Consider the following 12,659-nt stretch of genomic DNA (forward strand, 5'->3'; position numbering starts at 1 on the left):
CATGGTCACACTGGCTAGACTCTCCCCAGATAAGAACAGACCAAAACCTCGCTTCAACACCACCAACCAACAACACAAAACAACACAAAACAAATTGAATCCTTTAAATGCTGAATTATACAAGGAATCACGTTGGTATAGCTGGAAGGGTTCCAAATTTCGGCATCTTGGCCACTGTTGACATGCCCCAGCGATTTGCTCTATTTGACTGTGGGTTTTCCGATTAGGTTGGATGCTGTGCGGATTCTGCTGACCGGTGTCACCGGCAATTTGAGTTCGTGCCTAGTCGCGGTGTTGTTTGTGGGCCGTGGCCAAACGTTGGTAGCCACTCGAAACCCGGCTTTGCAAGTTTCTGCTCGTCCAGCCAGCGTCGTACTGGTCATTTCTGACACGTTTGATCATGCTTTAACGCGGGCGTCGTTTCCGTTGCGCCAGGTACCACGGGCTGTCTACTTGGATGTATTCGTTTTTAAATAAGGACGCACTGTCCTATCTTGACCGTCTCACCGAGTGTGCTACGCATTCGGCGGCTCACAATCGGGCTGGTGAACAGCTTCTCCAGCCCGATCGCCGGTGCGCTGGTACCGACCTTGCTGTGCGTATTACTTTGATTCTGAAAGCACATCCTGTATAAGGCAGCCCAGCACTCTCTCCTGAACCGACATGCGCGCTAAGCTATGTTGAGCGATCACTAATGTTACTGTGCCACAATATGAAATATTCTCAGTGGTGTGCCGATGGCGCATCGTCGTCGGCACACCTAGTGATTTAGTGCAGCGGTGTTGGGGTTGTCGCCGCGACGCGTGTTGGGCGAGTTGAGCTTCTACTGCTTGACATTGATGCTTGCGGCCGTGTGGATTACCGGCGCAGTCGTCTAGGGGCCGCTATATTTCGGCGGCATCTATTGGCACGACCGCAACTAACGTATGGTCATCACGGGGGAGGGGTGGCCATTGGTCTGCTGCTCGGCGGCATTTTCCTGCAAGGCGGGCTGGTCGGCAAGCAGACTCCGGGTGTTTCGGACTCGATCGCCCGCATGCTGCAGTTCGCCGCTCACGGATCGTTTTTGGTGATCGCGCTGATTACCGTGGTCAACGTGATCGCCGAGGAGATGTTTTCCGTCGCGCGTTCTACACCGCACTGGGGTATCATCAGCAGGTGCCGATTTTGACCTTACCTGTCTATGGGCGTGATCATGGCCAGCGGGAGTCTTATGCTCATCGGCGCGGCAGTCGTTCTCGGGACCGTATGCGCCTTGGAGTGCCGAGCGACCGGTGGAGTGCTGATGTCCGATCCTGACCTACGTCGTGTGGGGTCTGACCATGGTTCGCACACTTCCTTCATTGTTCGCCGTCTAAATCTTTTAGCAACCTAAAGACCGGGTACAGAGCCATCGACGGTAGCTGCGAAGAATAGGCAACGACAGGATTGTTCATTTCGGCATAGGTCGACAGCGTTCGGGTGGGCGAAAGGTCGGTCAATCGTGGCGGTTACGTTGAACGGGCCTCTCAGTGGGCTACGCGTTGTTGAGTTGGCCGGCATCGGGCCGGTTCCGCACGCTGCGATGATTTTAGGGGATCTCGGCGCCGATGTGGTATGCGTCGATCGACCGACCAAAAGCGATGACGGTAGCGGTGTCATTAAGGACGCAATGCTGCGCAACCGACGCGTGGTTACCGTCGACCTCAAATCCGACGCGGGACGCGAGTTGGTGCTCAAGCTCGTTGCCAGGGCTGACGTGTTGATCGAGGGTTACCGCCCGGGTGTCACCGAACGGCTTGGCCTTGGTCCCGAGCACTGCGCCGCGGTTAATGACCGGCTGGTCTATGCCCGGATGACTGGTTGGGGACAAACCGGCCCTCGCAGCCAGCAGGCCGGTCATGACATTAACTACATCGCATTGAACGGCGTCCTGCACGCCATCGGCCGGGCGGGCGAGCGACCGGTTCCCCCACTTAATTTGGTAGGTGACTTCGGCGGCGGCTCGATGTTTGTGCTGGTCGGTATTCTGGCGGCGCTGTGGGAGCGGCAGACCTCCGGCAAAGGACAGGTCATTGACGCCGCCATGGTCGACGGCTCCAGCGTACTAGTGCAAATGATGTGGGCGATGCGCGCGTCGGGCATGTGGTCCGACACGCGTGGCACCAACATGCTCGACGGTGGCGCGCCCTACTACGACACTTACGAGTGCGCTGATGGCCGCTACGTTGCCGTCGGCGCTATCGAGCCGCAGTTCTACACGGCTATGCTGGCCGGGTTGGGTCTGGACGCTGCCGAGTTGCCGTCGCAAAATGACCTCACCCGCTGGCCCGAACTGCGGGCACGCTTGGCTACAGCGTTCGTTAGTCGCGACCGCGATCATTGGACCAAGGTGTTCGCTGGCTCTGACGCCTGTGTGACGCCGGTGTTGGCGTTCGGTGAGGTACATACCGAGACGCATATAATCGAGCGGTGCACCTTCTATGAGGCGAGCGGTGGTCTGCAACCGATGCCCGCACCACGATTCTCACGCACCGCACTGGGCCGGCCTCGCCTTCCGGCGGCGTCAGTGGCCGACATCAAAGCGGTACTCACTAGTTGGGACGATTAGGGAAGGGTTTGCATGGATATCAGAGACGCCGTCGCAGCAGTCATCGGTAGTGCATCAGGCTTGGGTATGGTCACCATCAAGCAGCTGCTGGATGATGAGACGCAGGTCGTCGTGCAGGACATCAAAATGACAATGTAGTTTGTGAGCTCGGCGGTCGTACGCATTTCGCGCCAGCCGACCTCGAGGCAGCTACGTATCGTGGTCGACTGCGCTGACACCGGCAACACCATCCGGATGCTGGGCTACGACGGCGTGGTCCCGTTAGCTTCCTTCCTCAAGACTATAGACATCAACCTGGTGGGCACCTTCAGCGTGCTGCAGTTAGGTGCCGAGCAGATCGCCAAGACCAAACCCATTGGACCAGCTGGAGAGGAATATGGCGTCATAATCAATATTGCTCCCGTAGCGGCGTTCGACGGCCAGAGATCGGCCAAGCTGTCTACTCCGCGTCTAAAGGTGGCGCGGTGGATATGGCTCTGCTGATCGTACGGCACCTGGCCAGCCACGACATCCGGGTAGTCACGAGCGCATCCGGCCTCTTCAACACGCTTCTGCTAGCTTCCTTGCCCGAGGAGGCCAAAGCGCCGTTGGGTAATTAGGATGCTACATCCAGCGTGGCGCTAGGTAACCCAGACGAGTATGGGGCACTGGCTATGCGCATCATCGAAAATCCAATACTCAGCGGTAGAGGTCATCAGGCGGGGTGGCGCGATCCACATGAGCGACCCGCTGAGCCAACCGGATTTTCGACTATACAACATTTCAGACCAGGCAACGAAGTCAGCCCTTAGCATGCGAGGGGCTGACTTCGGATACAGGAAATTAAAATTAATACAAGAACGATTTACCAGCGAAATCATCGGATGATAGCGGGTTCGGCCATGAGTAGCCGTGCAAGCAAGCTCGTAAGCTGCGGTCAACTTGCCGTAGGCAACGGATTCCACTCTTCGAACTGTTCCGAGGTTTCGCCTTCCACCAGCATGTCGCCGTGATAGAGAGCCTCAAAATCAGTCTTGATGACGTCCGTACTCGAGTCGTCGATCCACATGGCACTGAGCCTATAAGTCGCTATTAAGGAATCTTTGAGTCACGATTCGGAAAATGGTGGCAATTCGTACCAGTGGGTAGGTTGAGGCCCTGCGTTGGGCACCTCGTCTGTCTGCCTGCAGCATCTGCCATGAGATCGGCATTGTGGTGAACCATCCCAGCGCCCGTATCCGTGCCTAGGACAGGTGTTGGTAGGTGCGTGCAACCTATATCGTTGATTAAGTTGCCGAGGATAGGTGCTCGGGGGCGAGCGTGACCGGTATTGGCGGTGGAAGCATGCAGATATGCTGCAGAGCATAGCTCGACAGGCCATCGCAGCACCGCAATGAGTCATGATAGTTGGAGTTTTGGTCTGCATCGTTGCGGCAGTCTTCGGCATAAAAAGCCTGTCTTCCGAGGTCCGAACTCCGAAATCGGACCTCGCAATTCCAGTTGTTGACCGACAACTTTGGGCAGAGCGGTCAGCAGATGCTCATCGCGGTAACCGCACCCACAGGTGCCATCAGAGAACAAGCCCGCAAGGTGGGCACTGACCTCGTTAACCACTTGCAACGGTTGGTTATTGGTGTACAACGCCACGTCGGCGTGGACACGGCCTCGCGTCGAGGCTCCCGGCGAGCAAACGATCTAGTCAGCATTGACGGCCAGTCAGGGTCGATCGTAGTCGGCTTCAAAGGCGGTGAAAGCAACGCACAGAACAACACAAACCCTGTCCGACGAACTCGTCCACGACCACGACGGCATCGTCGTACTGTATTGCCGGTAGCCCGGCCATACAGTACGCGCAAATTAACAAGCAGGATCAGAATGACCTGCTGGTCATGGCGATGATTACAATTTTACTGAGTTTCCTGGCACTGGCCTCGGTATTCGGTTGACTGCTGGCGGCGGCTTTGTCAATGCCTCTCGGTGCATTAGCCGTTGTCGGCTCAATGTCGGTGTTACGATTCGTGACGTTGACAACCATAAGTGTCGATCTTCGCGCTCAACCTGAGCACAGCGATGAGCCTCGTGTTGGCCATCGACTACACGCTGCTGATCGTCAGCCGCTATCACGACAAGTTAGCTGGGGGTAGTGACCGCGGTGAGGCACGGATCCCGACTGTAGTCACTTCCGGTCACACCGTGCTGTTCTCCACGGTCACCGTGGCGTTGTCGATGTCGGCGACGGTGGCCTTCTCGATGTAATTTCTGAAGTCGTTCTCCTAATGTTTGGTGTGGCCAACATGGCTTTCGTCACGACGTAGTCCATCGAGATAACTTCGGCTGCGATCTTCCCGCTGGGACCGCGGCTAAACGCATTGGACGTGCGTTGGCCGATGCGCCGGGTACGGTTGAGGCACCAGGGTTGTCTCGAGCTGAATCATAAACCGGTTAAGTAGTTAAGTAGACGTTCTGGTACCGGTTGAGCAAACTTGTGATGCGCCGCTGGGTGCCGATCGGTCTGGCTGTTATCGCGCTGCTAGCGTTGCCTGGATTTCCGTTCACTAGCGTTAAGTGGGGGTTTCCAGACACCTGGCGGTCGCCGCCGGGTTGGACAACGGCAGTGTATTCTTGACCGTAGACAGCTCGGCGCCGCTGTTTTCACGAACCTCCGACACTCAGCTCAAGCGGCTGCACGAAGTGGCCGGATTGGCCGGCTGATTCAGTTGCGATGGCCAGTGTCACGCAGGTCAGCCGCGACAGCGTCGACACGGTTATGAACCGACTTCCGTTGGTGTTGGGGCTGTGATGGCCGCCATTATGTTCGTGTTGCTGTTCGGTCTCACTGGCAGCGCGTGGTGCTGCCGGTGAAGTCGCTGATGTGCAATGTCCTGTCGCTGACCGCAGCGTTCGGCGCTCTGAGTGTAGATTTTCCAGGATGGCTGTCTCAGTGCGTTGGGGAAAACCCCGAGTGGGACGCTGGTGGCCAACATGCCTGTGCGGTTGTTCTGCATCGCGTTTGGTTTGTCCCCCGTGGATTACGAGGTATTCTTGGCGGCTAGGATTCCCGAGTAGCGGCTCGCTTCGCGGGCTGCTTGTCTGGCGAGACGAAGTGCAGCCTAGGTTCGAACCGCTAACGACGAGAGTGTGGCTCGTACTGGCCGGGTGATCACCCCGGCTACGTTGGTGATGTCAATGTTGTTCGCGGCGTTGCTCGCTGTCCACATGTCGTTCATGCGAATGGTCGGTCTCGGCCTGACATTGGCTGTCGCCGCGGCCGCCACCCTGGTGCGGATGGTCTTGGTTCCGGCATTCGTGCATGTGATGGGCCGGTGGAATTGGCGAGCGCCCAGGCCCCTAGTGTGGTTGCATGATTGGTCTGGCATCAACGAGGGGCCAGCAGAACCGGCGATCGCATCCGTTCAGTCAGCCGAGGTTTCGGTGCAGCATAACCAGCATTCCGCTCCGAGGAGTCGGTGATACACATGGGTTAGCGTGTCGATAGGTGGCCTTCACCACGTCCGTGTCCCCGTGGATCGGGTGCTCGGCTCCGCCACAAAATTCTGTACGCGGCAACCTAACTGTTGCGAGAAACCGGGCACGTCAAGTCAGTATCGACCCGAACGGTGGCGCAGCGTGTCGGCGTTACGCTGAAGTCGATGCAGCTTGTACGTCGAGGACAAAGACGCCCTGGTGGGTGCAATGTGTGCACGCTACTTGGCCAGACTCGGACAAGAAATGGAGCGGATGGCGATTGGACAGCTATCTCCTGTGGACGGATTGATTGTGTGCCCAAGGACTGGCGTGTGTGCGGTTCGCAATTCAGAACCAAGAGTTATACGGTCTTGTCACCGTGGTCCGGTGGCGGTCGAGGAACAACGTCGATATTACCCTGGACAGCTCGGCGTTCGAGCACGTGTGTGTCTCGGCGCAGACGTTGATGGATGAGGGTGTCTATCGGACCAACGATCCGACCACCATTACCTTGGAATTGTGGAGGGCTACCCACGGGGTGGCAGCCCCTGTTGATCGCCAGGCCACACTTTAAACTGTTCTTTGACGTCGATGTGTTCGCCGACCGGGTGTTGGGTGTGATCGTTTGCGGGCATACGGTGGCGAGGCTAGTGGGCGCCGACGCCAGCTCTCGGCAGCTGGTGGATTGGGTGATAGTGCATCGACCGCCGGAGGAGTTGCGGGTATAACGTCGGCTACGGTGGTTCCGTCAGTCACGGTCGACAACCCGTTTCTCGCCTGCGTCTGACCTATCGCCGCGGCCCATGAAGCCACCGCGTTATGGGTTCTTCGCCGGGAAAACCTGGCTGGCGTGTCGGGTCGGGTACTAGAAGTCGGTGTGGGTGTAGGCACAAGCTTTGCTTTTTACCCGGAGGTCGTCGAACAGGTCATCGCTCTCGAGCCTGAGTCGTGCGTGACCGCGCGCTCACGCGGCAGCCGCTGGTGCGCTTGTTCGGGTTGTTGTTACTGGTGAGAGGACGGAGGAGTTCAGTGGTGAGCAGACGTTTGACGTGGTGGTGTGCTCGCTCGTGCTTTGCGTGGTCCGCGACCTCGACGGGAGTGCTGTAATGGTTAAGTTTGTTGCTTCGGCCAGCCAGGCGGGCCGCTGTGCTATCTTGAGTATGTGGTCAGTGCCGGCCGCTTGGGGCCAGTTGTAGCAGTTTGCTGACGTGACGTTCTGGCCGAGGCTGTTGGGTAACTGTCACACCTATCGCAACACAGAGCGCTCGATTGTGACTCCGGATTCGAGGTAGATACTTCGCGACGGGAGTGGACGTTGCCGGTGTCGGAGTTAGTGTTGGGTCGGGTACTATAGGCTCTAGCGTGGTTCCCGAGTGTTCCTACTTGAACAGGACAGGCAGCTGCTGCAGCAGTCCTGGCAGTGTCTGACTTGCGGTCTCATGAATGCTGATCGTGGCGTTTTTGGTTAGTGGTGTGGGCTTGGGATTGACTTCGATCACGACTGCGCCACGCGACAGTGCCAGCTCGGGTAGCCTAGCCGCCGGGTGGATGATCGCAGAGGTACCAACTACCACCATGATGTCTGCGGTTTCGGTTGCCTCCACCGCGCGTCGCCACGGCTCATCAGGTAACGGTTCACCGAACCACACGATGTTGGGCCGGATCAGATCGCCGCAGTGGCAGACTGGTGGGTCCACTTCCAGGGCGGGTTCGTCCATCTTGGGCAGTGCACCGGCGTAGGTCACACTGCAGCGCGCACAACGGAACTCGAAAAGACTGCCGTGCAGGTGGTGCACCGGTGTACTGCCAGCGCGCTCGTGCAAATCGTCAACATTTTGCGTGATAACACTGACTTCGACCTGCTCTTGCCAGGTGGCGATAGCGCGGTGTCCGTCATTGGGTGCGACATTGGTCACCTGGTAGTGGCGCCACAAGTACCATCCCCAGACCCGCTTCGGGTTACGTTTCCAGCCTTGCGTGCTGGACAGTTCGTAAGGGTCGAAGCGTGCCCACAATCCATTCTTGTCGTCCTTGTCGTCGCGGAATGTCGGCACGCCGCTTTCCGCGGAAATCCCCGCACCACTCAGCACCGCCACTCGCATCCCACCAAGATAGCTGGGCTCGGGAGATACTGGGTGGAGCTGCAGGATTGGTTACGGGTTGGCGTGAAGGCTGGCAATCCGTTATTTGGCCAGCTTAGAAACCAGGTGATTGACGGAGTCCGGGCTGGTGCGTTGCCTCCCAGCACCCGTCTCTCAACGGTACGCCATTTGACCGGTCATCTCGGCATAGCGGCCAACACCATGGCCCCGTGCCCACCGTGAGCTGGAGTCGGCGCCGATCGTGGAAACTCAGGAGTGTTTTGGTACGTTCATTTTCCGCTTCGATCTTACCGACGTGGCGATGGCAGCTGCTGCCCACGGCTATGCCGAAGTGGCCCGGGCGTTGAGGCTGATCAAGTCCGACGTCATCCGCTGTCGCACCAACGTGCCCTATAACTGGAATCTACCTCAGGTCGGCTGACCTCCGGGAAATCTGTTGGCGCACTAAGGAATCAGCTCGAACGAGTGCTCGTTCGGACTGCAGGTCCATCAGCAGTCGGTAGCAGATCGACTGTGATTCAGCGGTACCTAGCCCGGCTTGGCTCCCAACACTATGGCTAGCGTGTGTAGTTTACGAATCGTGGTCGGCAACTGGTAGTGCGGGTTGCTCATCGTCTTGCCGATGTTGCTGCCCGTGGGGACCTGTCAGTAGATGATGCCGTCATCCCGGCTGCTTTTATGGTTCGGACTCCAACTCAAATAATTGTTGTCGGCACGTGCGGTTAGCTTATGGAGCACCGCTTCGTCGGCGACGAATGTGACGTAGGGCTGGCACTTGTCAACCTCGCGTTCGAAAGGGCGAAGTCGCGAAAAATGGTCCGCACAATCGTTAATCACAATCGTTAATATTGTAAAATGACGCCTAGGTTTGGTAACCGAACTGCTCGTGCAATGCGGCTCCAGTCTTCCTTCGCGAAGTAGCAACACCGAAGGACGACTGCAGAAGTACGTTGCTGCTCACCAGGATAGTGCACACATTGGCAAATCCGGCTTTTGTCAGCCCGGTGGCTATCTCGGCAATCTTCAGATTGACACCGCGAAGGGACGCTGCGAACTGGGTCATGATCTGCAAATTTCATCAGGCCGCAGGGCAGTGACGTAATTTGGGGCCGGCCTGCTATATGTGCGACGTAGGCTTTCAGTATGGCACGTCAAGTCTTCGACGACAAACTATTGGCCGTGATCGGTGGGAGCTCCATCGGGGTGTTGGCCACCATCAAACGTGATGGGCGTCCCCAGCTGTCGAATGTGCAGTATCACTTCGATCCGCGTGACATAGCGGTTCGGGTTTCGATTACCGAGCCGCGGGCCAAAACGCGTAACCTGCGTCGGGACCCACGGGCTTCGATCCTGGTCGACGCCGACGACGGATGGTCATAATGACGACGGATGGTCATAATGCTGTCGCGGAGGGCGCAGCGGAGCTGATGCCCTCCGCGACAGCATTATGATGATGACACTGTCGAAGCGTTGATTGTCTTATACCGTAACATCGCCGGTGAACATTCGGATTGGGACGAATACCGGCAGGCGATGGTGACCGATCGGCGGGTGTTGCTAACACTGCCAATCTCGTATGGATACGGCCTTCCTCCAGGAATGTGGTAGCGGTTAGGCTCCCTGTATGGCTGAATCGAACTCTTCGCAAGATACAAAGCCTTCTGGGTTGTCGGACTCAGCGGATGACACCAAGCACAAGTTCCGTGAAGCCCTCAATCGCAAGATGACGAAATCGTCAAGCGGATCTGATCATAAGGACGGTGGCAACAGGCGGTCACGGGCTCATGGTCCGGTGGCAAATCGTCGGGAATTCCGGCGTAAAAGCAGCTAGCCCGTCGTGGTTTCTTATCATAGTTATTGGCGACAACGCGTTTTGTGCTGTTGTGGCCAGCACGTTAGCTGAGTTGGAGAAAAGTGGTGCCACAACGGCGAATTTTTCTAGCTTGAAGTCATTCCGAAACTGGCTTGCTGAGCCATTTAGAACCAGGGGTGTCCTCTGCCCCACTTCGGGGGCGCTTTGTCTACGGCTTTAAGATGCTTGGGTGCCGAAATTCCAGCTTGTCCAAGATCTAGCTGCCGACGCGCTGCTGGATGTCAATCCTTTCGCGTTGCTAGTCGGCATGCTGCTTGATCAGCAAGTGCCGATGGAAACGGCCTTCGCGGGACCTAAGAAGATCGCGGATCGGATGGGCGGTTTCGACGTCCGCGATATCGCTGACCATGATCCGGACGAATTTGTTGTGCTATGCTCAGAAAAACCTGCAATACACCGGTTTCCGGGATCAATGGCCAAGCGTATCCAGGCCCTTGCGCAGATCATCGTGGACCGCTACGACGGCGATGTGGCCGCATTGTGGGTAGCTGGTGAACCCGATGGCAGCGAGCTGTTACGGCGACTCAAGGAGCTTCCTGGTTTTGGTGAACAGAAAGCGCAGATCTTTCTGGCGTTGCTTGGCAAGCAGTGCGGCGTGACGCCGAAAGGCTGGCGGGCGGCGGCTGGAGAGTTCGGCCAACCCGGTACTTACATATCTGTCGCCGATATAGTTGACGCCTGTTCGCTCGATCAGGTGCGATCGCATAAGAAGCAGATGAAGGCGGCAGCAGAGGAAAAGGCAGCAACGGAAAACCCACATAACGTGTTCGTACGGTGAACCTGTCGCCGTTAAGGACGAAGACAAACGAGTCGAACTCACCCCGGTTCACTTAGCAAGCGTGCAGCCGGGCCTGGAGTACGACCGTGACACGATTTTGTTCCTGGCCTACTTAAACTTCCACTGCAGCAAAGATGTGTGCCGGTACAGCTTATACTCCGTAAGCGTAAGCGGTGTGTATGTGCGCGTTCGCGGCTCTCATAATGTTATGGCACTACCGTGGAGCCGATCGTGGGCATGAACTGACACTGTTTTTCTTTGGTGGTGACTTGCCCAAAAATCGTTGACATAATGCTGCCCGAGCCGGTGTCGGCGATTACGGTTAACGTGGTTGGTCCGTCCGGATTGATGTCTGGGTGCGGCTTGAGCGTGGCGCTCCCAGACTTGCCGGTGGTCAGGTTCACCCAGGTGACGTTCAAGGGCAGCTTTTGGACATCGGCGGGCCCAGGTGTTCCGACAGCGGTAAACACGTAGGCGGTCTGACCGGGACCGGGACCGGGTAGCGGGATTTTCGCTGGCCCTGCTACTGACAGCGCTGTTGCAATCGAGCTACTGCCGTCTGCAAGGCAATTGGTGCCGATCGAGGGATATATGAAGTCCTGTGTTAGCGGGGTGTCGGGTCCGAAATCTGGGGCCGCCGCAGCCGACGTCGGAGTGACAGGTGCTGGCGCCGCGACGGTCGCTGGGCCAGCCGCGTGAGCTGGATCGATACCCGTCGGCAGGTGAGCCTGGGCGCCGGGCGCTATACCTGCAGATGGCAGGTGAGGCACCAGGGTGGTGTCCGGCGGGGTAACACTATTGGCCACAGGAGCGGGCACGCCGAGGGCCGAAGCCCCGGGATTCGGATTGGTTGGCTCCTGCACGAACTGGTTTACTGATGCGGCCAGGTTTTTGGACTCGGTGGGCGCAGTCGGATTCCGGGTGAACGCTGATGCCGCTGCCATGAGCAGCTGTGTCGCTTGCTGAGGGTTGTTGGCCGCTTGCTGGATGATTGGACTCAACTGAGCCAACGCTGGCAGGCCCGGTAATTGCTGAGTGGAGGGGTTGGTTGAGTCGGCTGCCGCGTTCGGACTATGTCCGAACGCGGCAGCCGATGCCACGACGACAGCGGCTAAACCTTTGGACAGGTTCCAAGTGCTTGCCACGGTGTTCTCTAGTCCTCGATGATAAGTTAGCCGTCTAAACGGCTGCTTACGGTAGGGCGGACAGCAGTGTCGGAGCCGAAACCGGCACGGCTGCGACTGGTACGCCCGAGGCAAGCGCCTGCAGGTCACCTGGCAGCGAAATTTGCGGAGGCACATTCATCGGCAAGAACGGCATTGCCGGCATATCCACTTTGGCCTGCGGGACCCCCAAGGTGGACGTCGGCACGGTGGGTGCCGCAGGTGCCGGCGCGGTGAGTCCCGGAATCAGAGCGTTGAGCCCAGGAATGGCAGGGGCTGCCGCCGGGTTGGTGGCGTTGGCTGCCGCCGGTGACATGCTCCCGGGAAGAGGCGGGATTGTCGCCGCGGGAGAGGCGGGTACGGCCGTCGCCGGGGTTAATCCGGGAAAGCTGATCCCCGGAGCCGACGGCGTGATCGGTGGGGTGGCACCTAGGGCCGTCGCAATGTTCTGCAGAATCTGTGGTGCGTTGGCCGCCGAACTGATTAGCTGTTGCGGAATGTTCAGTGCGGGTCCAGGTATCGGAGCTGGTGCCGGCATTGTGTCGGCGTGGGCAATACTGCCCGTCAGCAGCGCGGCGGATGAACCGAGGACTATGGCGGTTGCGCGCAAATAGGTCCAGATGATGGTCATGACTCTCCCTGATGATCGACTACGGGTCCGGCCCTGAAGCTACTTTGATACTGATGTTACTCAAGTGACACGTGTGAC

11 protein-coding genes and 7 pseudogenes are annotated in these 12,659 nt (G+C 57.9%); 13 read left to right on the forward strand and 5 right to left on the reverse strand.

Features of this window, described 5'->3' with window-relative positions; all coding sequences use genetic code 11:
* Window positions 1-237 precede the first annotated feature (237 nt).
* The 4 genes and pseudogenes from MUBE_RS13420 to MUBE_RS13435 form a co-directional block, all read left to right on the forward strand.
* Window positions 238-477, forward strand: a complete 240-nt coding sequence (locus MUBE_RS13420) for an SDR family oxidoreductase (RefSeq protein ID WP_133297124.1) — start codon at window positions 238-240, stop codon at window positions 475-477.
* A gap of 210 nt (window positions 478-687) precedes the next feature.
* A pseudogene (locus tag MUBE_RS20575) lies at window positions 688-1,358 on the forward strand (CPBP family glutamic-type intramembrane protease).
* 137 nt (window positions 1,359-1,495) lie between these two features.
* Window positions 1,496-2,590 (forward strand): CaiB/BaiF CoA transferase family protein, encoded by a 1,095-nt coding sequence (locus MUBE_RS13430; RefSeq protein ID WP_116540933.1) that lies wholly within the window; start codon window positions 1,496-1,498, stop codon window positions 2,588-2,590.
* A gap of 12 nt (window positions 2,591-2,602) precedes the next feature.
* Window positions 2,603-3,319 (forward strand): annotated as a pseudogene (locus MUBE_RS13435) (SDR family NAD(P)-dependent oxidoreductase); the annotation flags it as partial.
* 187 nt (window positions 3,320-3,506) lie between these two features.
* Here the strand turns inward: MUBE_RS13435 and MUBE_RS19170 are convergent.
* Window positions 3,507-3,638 carry a hypothetical protein gene (locus tag MUBE_RS19170; protein WP_116540917.1) on the reverse strand — a complete coding sequence of 44 codons (132 nt, stop codon included), beginning with the start codon at window positions 3,636-3,638 and terminating at the stop codon, window positions 3,507-3,509.
* 331 nt (window positions 3,639-3,969) lie between these two features.
* Between MUBE_RS19170 and MUBE_RS20580 the strand changes: the two are divergent.
* The 4 genes and pseudogenes from MUBE_RS20580 to MUBE_RS18580 all read left to right on the forward strand — a co-directional run bounded on the left by MUBE_RS20580 (window position 3,970) and on the right by MUBE_RS18580 (window position 7,388).
* A pseudogene (locus MUBE_RS20580) lies at window positions 3,970-6,040 on the forward strand (MMPL family transporter).
* A gap of 328 nt (window positions 6,041-6,368) precedes the next feature.
* Window positions 6,369-6,608 (forward strand): hypothetical protein, encoded by a 240-nt coding sequence (locus MUBE_RS18570; RefSeq protein WP_243633074.1) that lies wholly within the window; start codon window positions 6,369-6,371, stop codon window positions 6,606-6,608.
* Window positions 6,586-6,762: a hypothetical protein gene (locus tag MUBE_RS18575; protein ID WP_243633075.1), complete on the forward strand. Its 177-nt coding sequence runs from the start codon at window positions 6,586-6,588 to the stop codon at window positions 6,760-6,762. The genes MUBE_RS18570 and MUBE_RS18575 overlap by 23 nt, the downstream gene beginning before the upstream one ends.
* A 62-nt stretch (window positions 6,763-6,824) precedes the next feature.
* A pseudogene (locus MUBE_RS18580) lies at window positions 6,825-7,388 on the forward strand (methyltransferase domain-containing protein).
* 25 nt (window positions 7,389-7,413) lie between these two features.
* Here MUBE_RS18580 and MUBE_RS13465 read toward each other — a convergent pair.
* Window positions 7,414-8,136: an SIR2 family NAD-dependent protein deacylase gene (locus MUBE_RS13465; protein WP_116540918.1), complete on the reverse strand. Its 723-nt coding sequence runs from the start codon at window positions 8,134-8,136 to the stop codon at window positions 7,414-7,416.
* 33 nt (window positions 8,137-8,169) lie between these two features.
* On the opposite strand from MUBE_RS13465, the pseudogene MUBE_RS13470 reads away from it, so the two are divergent.
* A pseudogene (locus MUBE_RS13470) lies at window positions 8,170-8,557 on the forward strand (GntR family transcriptional regulator).
* Between the two features lie 441 nt (window positions 8,558-8,998).
* On the opposite strand, the gene MUBE_RS18585 reads toward MUBE_RS13470, so the two are convergent.
* Entirely contained in the window at window positions 8,999-9,199 is a 201-nt protein-coding gene (locus tag MUBE_RS18585) for a DUF1697 domain-containing protein (RefSeq protein WP_243633076.1), read from the reverse strand.
* 80 nt (window positions 9,200-9,279) lie between these two features.
* On the opposite strand from MUBE_RS18585, the pseudogene MUBE_RS13480 reads away from it, so the two are divergent.
* The 4 genes and pseudogenes from MUBE_RS13480 to MUBE_RS13495 all read left to right on the forward strand — a co-directional run.
* Window positions 9,280-9,744: pseudogene (locus tag MUBE_RS13480) on the forward strand (PPOX class F420-dependent oxidoreductase).
* Window positions 9,745-9,760: 16 nt separating this feature from the next.
* The gene (locus tag MUBE_RS13485) at window positions 9,761-9,967 is read left to right on the forward strand and encodes a DUF5302 domain-containing protein (RefSeq protein WP_116540919.1); all 207 of its coding nucleotides are present in this window, start codon (window positions 9,761-9,763) and stop codon (window positions 9,965-9,967) included.
* Between the two features lie 211 nt (window positions 9,968-10,178).
* Window positions 10,179-10,787: an HhH-GPD-type base excision DNA repair protein gene (locus MUBE_RS13490; RefSeq protein WP_116540920.1), complete on the forward strand. Its 609-nt coding sequence runs from the start codon at window positions 10,179-10,181 to the stop codon at window positions 10,785-10,787.
* Window positions 10,768-10,899, forward strand: a pseudogene (locus MUBE_RS13495) (DUF1059 domain-containing protein); the annotation flags it as partial. The gene MUBE_RS13490 and the pseudogene MUBE_RS13495, both read left to right, overlap by 20 nt.
* A 94-nt stretch (window positions 10,900-10,993) precedes the next feature.
* Here MUBE_RS13495 and MUBE_RS13500 read toward each other — a convergent pair.
* Both MUBE_RS13500 and MUBE_RS13505 read right to left on the reverse strand, forming a co-directional pair.
* Window positions 10,994-11,932, reverse strand: a complete 939-nt coding sequence (locus tag MUBE_RS13500) for an Rv1157c family protein (RefSeq protein WP_116540921.1) — start codon at window positions 11,930-11,932, stop codon at window positions 10,994-10,996.
* A gap of 46 nt (window positions 11,933-11,978) precedes the next feature.
* Window positions 11,979-12,581, reverse strand: coding sequence for a hypothetical protein (locus tag MUBE_RS13505; RefSeq protein WP_116540922.1), 603 nt, complete (start codon window positions 12,579-12,581; stop codon window positions 11,979-11,981).
* Window positions 12,582-12,659 lie beyond the last annotated feature (78 nt).

Origin of the sequence: Mycobacterium uberis (genome assembly GCF_003408705.1) — a bacterium.
Classification (GTDB): Bacteria; Actinomycetota; Actinomycetes; order Mycobacteriales; family Mycobacteriaceae; genus Mycobacterium; species Mycobacterium uberis.

Excerpts from the sequence above, each read along its gene's own strand:
- MUBE_RS19170 (WP_116540917.1), bottom strand. The coding sequence starts at position 3,638 with ATGTGGATCGACGACTCGAGTACGGACGTCATCAAGACTGATTTTGAG.
- MUBE_RS13465 (WP_116540918.1), bottom strand. The coding sequence starts at position 8,136 with ATGCGAGTGGCGGTGCTGAGTGGTGCGGGGATTTCCGCGGAAAGCGGC.
- MUBE_RS18585 (WP_243633076.1), bottom strand. The coding sequence starts at position 9,199 with ATGACCCAGTTCGCAGCGTCCCTTCGCGGTGTCAATCTGAAGATTGCC.
- MUBE_RS13485 (WP_116540919.1), top strand. The coding sequence starts at position 9,761 with ATGGCTGAATCGAACTCTTCGCAAGATACAAAGCCTTCTGGGTTGTCG.
- MUBE_RS13505 (WP_116540922.1), bottom strand. The coding sequence starts at position 12,581 with ATGACCATCATCTGGACCTATTTGCGCGCAACCGCCATAGTCCTCGGT.